Below are 8,870 nucleotides of genomic sequence, written 5' to 3' on the forward strand. Positions count from 1 at the left end.
CCCCGGAACCTGATGGTTCCGGGGCCCTGCCCTTTGTCGCTCGGTCAGCGCAGTTCCTTCGGCAGCGTGCGCTCGCTGTCCACCTTCTCCGTGCGGACCAGCTCCCCCCACACCACGTACCGGTAGCGCGAGGTGTACACCGGCGTGCAGGTGGTCAGCGTGATGTAGTGGCCGGCCTTCTTCCTGCCGGACTCCTTGGGGATCTGGCCGAGGACCTTGACGTTGTACTTCGAGGTCTCGGACAGGACCGCGTAGACCTTGTAGACGTACCACTCGTCCTTGGTCTCGAAGACGATCGGGTCGCCCGTCTTGAGCTTGTCGATGTTGTGGAACTTCGCCCCGTGGCCGTCGCGGTGCGCGGCGAGGGAGAAGTTGCCGGTCTTGCCGCTGGTGGGGAGCGTGGCCTTGACGGGGTCGGTGTAGTAGCCGGCCACCCCGTCGTTGAGGATCTTCGCCGAGGTGCCCTTCTCGACCAGGACCTCGCCGTTCTTCATCGCCGGCACATGCAGGAAGCCGATGCCGTTCTTGGTGTCCAGCGCCCCCGGGCCGGTGTCCCGGCCCTCCATCCAGCTGTCCCGCACCTTGTCGGCCTGTTTGTCGGCCTGCCGGTCGGCGACGACGTTCGTCCACCACAGTGAGTAGGCGACGAACAGACCGAGCACCAGGCCCGCCGTGATGAGGAGTTCACCGAAGACGCTCACCGCCATGGCGATCCGCCCGGTGCCACGGCGGCGCGGAGCGGACGTGCCGGAGTGCTGCTCTTGCTGCTCTGTGGTCGCTGCCACTGGTCATCTGCCCTTACTGGACTAGCGCATCCGGCTTGCCCTTGCTGCGCGGCCGTTCCTCGACCATCTTGCCCCAGACGATCAACCGGTACTTGCTGGTGAACTCCGGCGTGCACGTGGTGAGGGTGATGTACCGGCCGGCCGTGGTGAAGCCGGACCCCTTCGGGATGGGGTCGATCACGCTCGTGTTGCTCGGAGAGGTCACCGGCAGCGTCGAGGTCATCTTGTAGACGTAGTACTCGTCCTGCGTCTCCACGATGATCGCGTCGCCCGGGCTGAGCTTGTTGATGTAACGGAAGGGCTCGCCATGGGTGTTGCGGTGCCCGGCGAGCGCGAAGTTCCCGGTCTTCGCGTCGGGCATCGCCGTCTTCAGCGCGCCCTCGCCGTAGTGCCCGACCATGCCCTTGTCGAGGACCTTCTTGTTGCTGACGCCCTCCGCGATCGGCACGACCACGTCCAGCTTGGGAATGTGCAGCAGCGCGAAGCCCTGCCCCGGCTCGAAGGTGCCCGGCGCGCCCTTGCCGCTCGCCCAGTCGTCCTGGAGGCTGCTCGCCTCCTTGTCCGCCGCCGCGTGCGCCCGGACATTGGTCCACCACAGCTGGTAGCTGACGAACAGCAGCATCAGCACACCGGTGGTGATGAACACCTCACCGATCGCCCGGCTCGCGACGACCGCCGCGCCCGGTTTGCGCGCCTTCGCCTGCCGACGGGCCTCCATCCGCGAGAGCGGCTTCCCGTCCGGTGGCTCCTGCTCCGACGGCGACTCGGGGGCCACGGCGCCACCATGACGCCCATGACGGCCCTTGGCGGCCTTTCTGCGGGCCGCACGGCCGCCCTGTGGGGATCCAGTGGTGGATGTGACGGAAGAGGCCGCAGAGGCGGATATGGAGGGCGGCGGCGGATCCGGTATCCGCAGAGCCACCGTCTCGTCGTCGGCGGGCGGCACATACGGCGTGGACGCCCCACCGGAAGGCGCCCCGTCATAGGAACCACCCCCGTAGGCGTCAGCGCCGTAGGACTCGTACGACGCGTCGCCGTACAAGTCCTCGCGCTCGGGGCGCAGCGCCGTCACGCCGTGGCCCTGCCCACCACCGGGGCGAGCCCCGCCGACCTCGCCACCGCGTCCTGGTCGCCGCACTCCACCAGCCAGTTGGCCAGCATCAGGTGCCCGTGCTCGGTCAGCACCGACTCGGGGTGGAACTGCACGCCCTCGACCGGGAGTTCACGGTGCCTCAGCCCCATGACGATCCCGTCGTGGGTCCGCGCGGTGACCTCCAGCTCCGCCGGCACGGTCGCCGGCTCGGCCGCCAGGGAGTGGTACCGGGTCGCCGTGAAGGGCGTCGGCAGTCCGGCGAAGACCCCGCGCCCCTCGTGCTCGACCAGGGACGTCTTGCCGTGCAGCAGCTCCGGCGCGCGGTCCACGACCCCGCCGTACGCCACCTGCATCGACTGCATGCCGAGACAGACACCGAAGACGGGCACCCCGGTGGCCGCGCAGTGCCGCACCATCTCGATGCAGACGCCGGCCTCCTCGGGCGTCCCGGGGCCCGGCGACAGCAGCACCCCGTCGAAGCCGTCCTGGGCGTGTGCCGTCGACACCTCGTCGTTGCGCAGCACCTCGCACTCGGCGCCCAGCTGGTACAGGTACTGGACCAGGTTGAAGACGAAGCTGTCGTAGTTGTCGACGACGAGAATGCGCGCGCTCACTGGTTGTCCACCGTCACATCGTTGAAGGGCAGCAGCGGTTCGGCCCACGGGAAGACGTACTGGAACAGGACATAGACCACAGCAACGACCAGCACGAGTGAGAGCAGCGCCTTCACCCATGCGTTACCCGGCAGATGCCGCCAGATCCAGCCGTACATGCCGTCCCTTCCGTCGCACCACGGCACCACACTCACGCCGTACCGCACCAGACTAACGGCGCAGGGCAACAGGCTTGCCGTCCTCCACAGGCTGTGTGGAGTCCAGATGAGCCCAGACGATCAGCCGGTGGCTGTGTCCCCACTCCGGATCGCACGTGGTCAGCGTGAGATAGCGGCCGGGCCGCGTGTACCCCGAAGTACGTGGCACAGGATCGATCACCTCAATGTCCGTGGGAACGGTTTTGTAAGGCCCTTTGTCGATCCGATACGTGAACCACGTCGTCCCGTCCGTCAGCACGACCGCGTCCCCCCGCCGCAGCTTCGGAAAGTCCTTGAACGGATCGCCGTACGTGCGCCGATGCCCCGCGACCGAGAAGTTGCCCTCCTGCCCGAGCCGCGCGGTGTTCGCGTAATGCCCGAGCCCCTTCTTCAGGGTGCCGACCTCGGTGCCCTCCAGCACGGGCTTGTTCCACGTGAAACCAAGCCGCGGGATGTACATGATCGCGAAGGGCTTCCCCTTCCGGTACGGCGCCGGCTCGGCCGGAGCCGCGGACGCACCGGCCGTCTCCTGCGGCTGCTGCCGCACACTCCCCTTGGACCACTGGTTCTGCAACTGGTCGATCTGGTCGTCCATGACGGTGTCGGCCTTCACACCGGTCCAGAACAGCACATAGACGACGAACAACACGATCAGGGCGCCGGCCGTGATGCACAGCTCGCTGACGGTCCTGACGACGACTCGCACCGGCGGCTCCCCCGGGACCTACTCCACTGGCTTGGCGTACTGCAGATCCACTGTGCCCGAGTAGCCGGGAAGAGTCACCGTGCCGTCGTCGGCGACATTCCAGCCGAGGCCGTAGACGTTGACGTAGACCATGTAGTTCTGGATCGCCTTGGAATCCGCGAGCGCCTGCTTCAGCTTCCCGGGATCACCCACCGCCTGGATCTTGTACGGCGGTGAGTACACCCGGCCCTGAAGGATCAGGGTGTTGCCGACACAGCGCACCGCGCTGGTGGAGATCAGCCGCTGGTCCATGACCTTGATCCCCTTGGCGCCGCCCTTCCACAGGGCGTTGACCACTGCCTGGAGGTCCTGCTGGTGGATGACCAGGTAGTCGGGCTGCGGCTCGGGATAGCCGGGGAGCTTGGCAGTGGCGTTCGGCGGGGCGTCGTCGAGCGTGACCGTGACCGCCTTGCCCTTGATCCGCTGGGTCCCCGCCCGGTCCTCCAGAGCCGCGAGCTTGTCGTCCTCGGCCTTGGTGCTGCCGTCGTCCCGCTCGGCCAGCGACTCCACGTCCCGGCGCAGCGAACCGTTGGCCTCGTCGAGCTGGCCGTTCTTGTGACTGCGCTCCTGGATGAGGTCCGAGAGCTTCAGCAGAGAGGCGTCCGTACGGATGTCCGTGCCCTTGGCCGTGTTGAAGCTCGTGAAGAAGATGAGGCCCGCGAGGGCGAAGACGCCCACCGTGAGCACTCTCACCGGCCGGAAACCCCGACCCCGGGCAGGGCTGGATCCGGACTGGGGGGAGTCGGCAGAATTGCTCAACGTACCCTTATCTCCTTCGGCGCCGCGGAAGCACTACGCTAACGGACGCCCGGGGGAGCGCTCAGTGTCCCCTTGTACGCTGCCCGGAGCCCGACCAGTTACCTGCGCGGCCACGCAGCGCATCGACAGGAGAGACCCTCGTGCCGAAGTCACGTATCCGCAAGAAGGCCGACTACACGCCGCCCCCGGCGAAGCAGGCGACCGCCATCAAGCTGAACAGCCGCGCCTGGGTCGCCCCCGTGATGCTGGCCATGTTCCTCATCGGGCTTGCCTGGATCGTCGTCTTCTATGTGACCGACGGCTCGCTGCCCATCGACGCTCTGGACAACTGGAACATCGTGGTGGGCTTCGGTTTCATCGCCGCCGGATTCGCCGTCTCGACCCAGTGGAAGTAGCTCTGCCCAGGGGTATCCGCTGAGTTATCCACAGCCTGAGCGATTTCCACAGCCGAGCTGGGGAAAAGACGACGATCTGTGGATAACCCATCGAGCGTTGACGCCGGTACGACCATCGCACCAGCTGCCGCAAGCTTGTTCGCCCCCTGCCTGACCTGCCGAAACACGGGTCGATGACAGGGGGCACAGCTGTTCCCGCACGCTATGCACAAGATCCGCCACTCACTGTGGACAACGGCCGCTCAGAGGGGCTGACGGGTTCCCTCAAGTCAGCTGGGCAGTCCTGATGACTGTCATGATCACGACGACCAGCAGGACCAGCGCACAGGTGCCGTACTGCACCAGCGCCCGCCGCTCACGCGGGGCGTGCACCATGCCGTAGCCCGTGATGAGCCCGGCGACGAGGCCGCCGATGTGGGCCTGCCAGGAGATGCTGCTCCAGCCGAAGGTGAAGATCAGGTTGATCACCAGGAGCGCGATGATCGGCCGCAGGTCGTAGTTGAGCCGCCGCATCAGGACCGCGGTCGCGCCGAAGAGACCGAAGATGGCACCGGAGGCGCCGAGTGTCTGGGTGCCCGGCGCGGCCAGCAGATAGGCCAGGGCGCTTCCGGCGAGACCGGAGACGAAGTAGACCGCGAGGTAGCGGGCGCGTCCCAGGGCGGCTTCGAGGGGGCCGCCGAGCCACCACAGGCTCAGCATGTTGAAGGCGATGTGCCAGATCTCCTGGTGCGCGAACATCGAGGTCACCAGGCGGTAGTACTGCCCGTCCGCGACTCCCTCGGTGGGCGCGAACGGCGCCGGCGGCCAGGCCGCGATGAGACTGAGGTCCGCCGCCAGGGACTCGTTGGCCTGGATGGCGATGAACACCGCGAGGTTGATCCCGATCAGGATCTTCGTGAACAGCCGGGGATCGGCGGTGACGCTGCCACCGGCGAGGGTGCGGGGCCTGGCCGCGGCCGGAGCGGGTCCGCTGCCGCCTCCGTCCCGCACGCAGTCGGGGCACTGGAAGCCGACGGAGGCGCTGACCATGCACTCGGGGCAGATGGGGCGCTCGCAGCGGGTGCAGCGGATGCCGGTCTCCCGGTCCGGGTGCCGGTAACAGCCGGGCAGGCTGTGCGCCTGCGGTGAACTGCCCGCCTCCTGGTTCATGACATCCCCTAAGTCGCCCTGAGTCGTCGTGGCACGTGCGCCGCCCCGCTCATCCTTACGGTTGAGCGGGGCTTTTGGTTCCCTGTGCGCGGGTGCTCAAGTGACCTCAGCGGGTCTCGACGACGACCGACTCGATGACGACGTCGTTGACCGGACGGTCGTTGGGGCGGCTGGTCTTGACGCCGGCGATGGCGTCGACGACCTTCTGGCTGGCCGGGTCCGTGACCTCGCCGAAGATGGTGTGCTTGCGGTTCAGCCAGGCCGTCGGGGAGACGGTGATGAAGAACTGGGAGCCGTTGGTGCCCGGGCCGGCGTTGGCCATGGCGAGCAGGTAGGGCTTGTTGAAGCCGAGGTCGGGGTGGAACTCGTCCTCGAACTCGTAGCCGGGGCCGCCGATGCCGGTGCCCAGCGGGTCGCCGCCCTGGATCATGAAGCCGCTGATGACACGGTGGAAGATCGTGCCGTCGTAGAGGCGCTTGGTGGACTTCTCACCGGTGCCGGGGTGCGTCCACTCGCGCTCGCCCTGGGCGAGTTCGACGAAGTTCTTGACGGTCTTCGGGGCGTGGTTCGGCAGGAGCCGGACTTCGATGTCGCCGTGGTTCGTCTTGAGGGTGGCGTAAAGCTGCTCGGCCACGATCTGCCTTCCGTTGTCTTCCTGTGCCCCACCGATCCTCGCACGGATCCGGCCGAGGAGGGCCCGGGCAGGGGCGCGGGACGGCGATCCGTGGCATTGTCGTCGACAAGCTCCTGTTGCCACGTATTCATCCGCTATTGATCCGGATGCCCGCCCTCAGGTGCCGGCCTGTGATCCGGCAGGCATGATCCGTAAAAGGGTGGAAAGTCGAATTACCGTACGCCACCGAGGAGGAGGATCCCGTGACCCGCATCGACAGCGTGCGCGCCGCGACCGGCTCGGCGAAGGACAGCGTGCTGCACGCCGCGGAAGTGGTGGCGCCCTACGCCGACACGGCCAAGGACAAGGCTTCGCAGTACGCGACCGAGGCGCGTGTACGACTCGCGCCGAAGGTCTCCCAGGCCGCCGAGCAGGCTCGTGTCCAGTACGGCGCCCATGTCGCGCCACGTCTGGAGCAGGCCCGTACGCATGTTCCGCCGAAGGTCGACCAGGCCGCCCACGAGGCAGCCGTACGCACCCGCAAGGCGGCCCGTCAGGCCGCCGACTACTCCCGTCCCAGGATCGAGCAGGCCGTCGCCGCGGCCGGCCCGGTCGCCGGTGAGGCCACGGCCCGGAGCGTGGCCGCGCTGGCCGCGCTGCGCGGCCAGGTCTCGCCCAAGGAGGTCCAGAAGCTGGTCCGCAAGCACGAGCGGCGGGCTCGCGCAGGACGGCTCGCGAAGGCGCTGGCGGTCGCCGGCCTGGTGGTGGGGGGCGCTTTCGCCGCATGGAAGTGGTGGGACAAGCAGGCCAATCCCGACTGGCTGGTCGAGCCCCCCGCCGCGACCGAGGTTCCCGAGTCGGGCCGGCTGACGTCCGTGGACGGCACCGGTCAGTCCGACCTGGACCCGGAGGTCCAGGCGAAGGAGGCCGAGGAAGACGCCGCAAGGCACGACGAAGGGCGCTGACGCCGTTCTCACGGCGTGTACCAGTGGTGGGGCGGAGAGTCTTCCGCCCCACTGCCATGTTCACCCGACGGGGTGGCCGGGCCGGTGCGGCGGCGCTCGCGTGCGTCACAGTCACGGGGACCCGCCTTCCGACCGCCTCGTGGCGGTCTCCCGACCGGATGGACCGCCGCCGACATGAAGCCCTCGCGCCAGGGGCTGCTCGCCCTGGCCGCCGTACTGCTGCTCCTGGCCTCGGCCTGTACCGCGCGCACCCCCGCCCCGGAGCCGGCCGGCCCCTCCGCCTACGGGGCGTACGTCGGCTACGAGCCCTCCGACACGGCCCGTCTGGCGGCGTTCGGCACCTGGCTGGGCGGGGCGGCGCCCCGGGTGGGGCACGTGTATCTGCCCGGCGACCGCTGGAGCAACATCGAGGGCGCTCCGGGCTATCTGGAGTCCTGGGCGGCCTGGCGCCGGGCCGACGCAGGGCGGATGTTCGTCCTGAACGTGCCGATGCTGGAACGCACCGAGGCGCACCTGCCCGACAGCGCGGTCCTGGCGGAACTGCGGCGCGGGGCGAGTGGCGCCTACGACGGCCATTTCCGTGCCCTGGCCCGCCGGCTGACAGCGCTGGGCGTCCCGGACACGGTCGTCGTGCTGGGCTGGGAGATGAACGGCACCACCTACACCCACCGCTGCGCCCCGGACCCGGCCGCCTGGAAGGCGTACTGGGCGAGGATCGTGCGCGCGATGCGTTCGGTGCCCGGTCAGCGCTTCCGCTTCGAGTTCACGCCCACCCGGGGCCGCGACGCGATCCCGTGGCCGCGCTGCTATCCGGGCGACGAGGTCGTCGACATCATCGGCATGGACGCCTACGACGCCCCGCGCGGCCTGAGCTTCACCGGCCAGCTCGAGGAGCCGTACGGCCTGCGCGCCCACGTCCGCTTCGCCCGCGCCCACGGCAAGCCCTTCTCGTACCAGGAGTGGGGCCTGTACGAGAACGGCGACAACCCGGCGTACATGCGCGCCATGCTGACCTGGTTCGCCGAGCAGCGCCCTTTGTACCAGTCGATCAGCGACTACTGCCCGCACGGCGTGTGGGGCTGCCGCTCCCATCCGAAGTCGGCGGCGGTGTACCGGGCGCTGATGGGCGCCGACGGACCGTAGGGCAAACCGGCTTCCCCGCTCACACGAAAAACCCCTCCGCCCCGCGTTTCCGCAGGTCGGAGGGGTTCTTGGTTGTGGAGCCTAGGGGAGTCGAACCCCTGACATCTGCCATGCAAAGACAGCGCTCTACCAACTGAGCTAAGGCCCCGGGATGAGGGACGTCCGCCGGAAGGACCGCTTACCGGTGGCCGCCGCGACCAGAGTACCGGGTCATCCCCGGTATTCCGCAAAAAGATTGGGGGTCCCCGCGAACGACCACTCTCCGTAAGATGCTCGGCGTGGGTGGGGGGGGGCGAGCCCGGGTGTTTTTGGTTGCGGTGGGGGGGGGGTAACAGGACCCGCCCCAAAAGAACGCGACCCCAAAGGGGGGGGACAGAGAGGGTACAGGTTATGGGTGGGGCAGGGGGGGGGC

11 protein-coding genes and 1 tRNA gene are annotated in these 8,870 nt (G+C 68.4%); 3 read left to right on the forward strand and 9 right to left on the reverse strand.

What is annotated here, in order from left to right; translation table 11 throughout:
- Window positions 1-44: 44 nt before the first annotated feature.
- From ACFULQ_RS41805 to ACFULQ_RS41830, 6 genes are read right to left on the reverse strand one after another with little or no spacing between them, the layout of a single operon-like run.
- Window positions 45-785 carry a class E sortase gene (locus ACFULQ_RS41805; protein WP_383554947.1) on the reverse strand — a complete coding sequence of 247 codons (741 nt, stop codon included), beginning with the start codon at window positions 783-785 and terminating at the stop codon, window positions 45-47.
- Window positions 786-798: 13 nt separating this feature from the next.
- Window positions 799-1,857, reverse strand: coding sequence for a class E sortase (locus ACFULQ_RS41810; protein ID WP_383554950.1), 1,059 nt, complete (start codon window positions 1,855-1,857; stop codon window positions 799-801).
- A complete protein-coding gene (locus ACFULQ_RS41815; protein ID WP_383554953.1) occupies window positions 1,854-2,492 on the reverse strand; it encodes an aminodeoxychorismate/anthranilate synthase component II in 639 nt (212 codons plus the stop codon). Before ACFULQ_RS41815 ends, ACFULQ_RS41810 begins: the two co-directional genes overlap by 4 nt.
- Complete coding sequence (locus ACFULQ_RS41820; protein WP_185093296.1) at window positions 2,489-2,686, reverse strand: hypothetical protein; 198 nt, start codon at window positions 2,684-2,686, stop codon at window positions 2,489-2,491. Before ACFULQ_RS41820 ends, ACFULQ_RS41815 begins: the two co-directional genes overlap by 4 nt.
- Before the next feature lie 16 nt (window positions 2,687-2,702).
- Entirely contained in the window at window positions 2,703-3,395 is a 693-nt protein-coding gene (locus ACFULQ_RS41825; protein WP_383554957.1) for a class E sortase, read from the reverse strand.
- Window positions 3,396-3,413: 18 nt separating this feature from the next.
- Entirely contained in the window at window positions 3,414-4,193 is a 780-nt protein-coding gene (locus ACFULQ_RS41830; protein ID WP_383554960.1) for a DUF881 domain-containing protein, read from the reverse strand.
- A 140-nt stretch (window positions 4,194-4,333) separates the two neighbouring features.
- Here ACFULQ_RS41830 and crgA point away from each other — a divergent pair, with 140 nt between their 5' ends.
- Window positions 4,334-4,588 (forward strand): cell division protein CrgA, encoded by a 255-nt coding sequence (gene crgA, locus ACFULQ_RS41835; RefSeq protein ID WP_007383302.1) that lies wholly within the window; start codon window positions 4,334-4,336, stop codon window positions 4,586-4,588.
- 264 nt (window positions 4,589-4,852) lie between these two features.
- Here the strand turns inward: crgA and ACFULQ_RS41840 are convergent, their stop codons facing one another.
- Both ACFULQ_RS41840 and ACFULQ_RS41845 read right to left on the reverse strand, forming a co-directional pair.
- Window positions 4,853-5,737: a rhomboid family intramembrane serine protease gene (locus ACFULQ_RS41840; RefSeq protein ID WP_383554963.1), complete on the reverse strand. Its 885-nt coding sequence runs from the start codon at window positions 5,735-5,737 to the stop codon at window positions 4,853-4,855.
- Between the two features lie 106 nt (window positions 5,738-5,843).
- Complete coding sequence (locus ACFULQ_RS41845) at window positions 5,844-6,371, reverse strand: peptidylprolyl isomerase (RefSeq protein WP_330265726.1); 528 nt, start codon at window positions 6,369-6,371, stop codon at window positions 5,844-5,846.
- Window positions 6,372-6,613: 242 nt separating this feature from the next.
- On the opposite strand from ACFULQ_RS41845, the gene ACFULQ_RS41850 reads away from it, so the two are divergent.
- Together ACFULQ_RS41850 and ACFULQ_RS41855 are read left to right on the forward strand one after the other, a co-directional pair.
- A complete protein-coding gene (locus ACFULQ_RS41850; protein ID WP_383554966.1) occupies window positions 6,614-7,315 on the forward strand; it encodes a DUF5324 family protein in 702 nt (233 codons plus the stop codon).
- 174 nt (window positions 7,316-7,489) lie between these two features.
- The gene (locus ACFULQ_RS41855) at window positions 7,490-8,458 is read left to right on the forward strand and encodes a glycoside hydrolase family 26 protein (protein WP_383554970.1); all 969 of its coding nucleotides are present in this window, start codon (window positions 7,490-7,492) and stop codon (window positions 8,456-8,458) included.
- Between the two features lie 75 nt (window positions 8,459-8,533).
- Here the strand turns inward: ACFULQ_RS41855 and ACFULQ_RS41860 are convergent.
- A tRNA-Ala gene (locus ACFULQ_RS41860) sits at window positions 8,534-8,606 on the reverse strand.
- Window positions 8,607-8,870 lie beyond the last annotated feature (264 nt).

Source organism: Streptomyces sp. NPDC057253 (assembly GCF_042669125.1).
Classification (GTDB): Bacteria; Actinomycetota; Actinomycetes; order Streptomycetales; family Streptomycetaceae; genus Streptomyces.

Coding starts and splice junctions, on each gene's coding strand:
- ACFULQ_RS41840 (WP_383554963.1), bottom strand. CDS start 5,737: ATGAACCAGGAGGCGGGCAGTTCACCGCAGGCGCACAGCCTGCCCGGC.
- ACFULQ_RS41855 (WP_383554970.1), top strand. CDS start 7,490: ATGAAGCCCTCGCGCCAGGGGCTGCTCGCCCTGGCCGCCGTACTGCTG.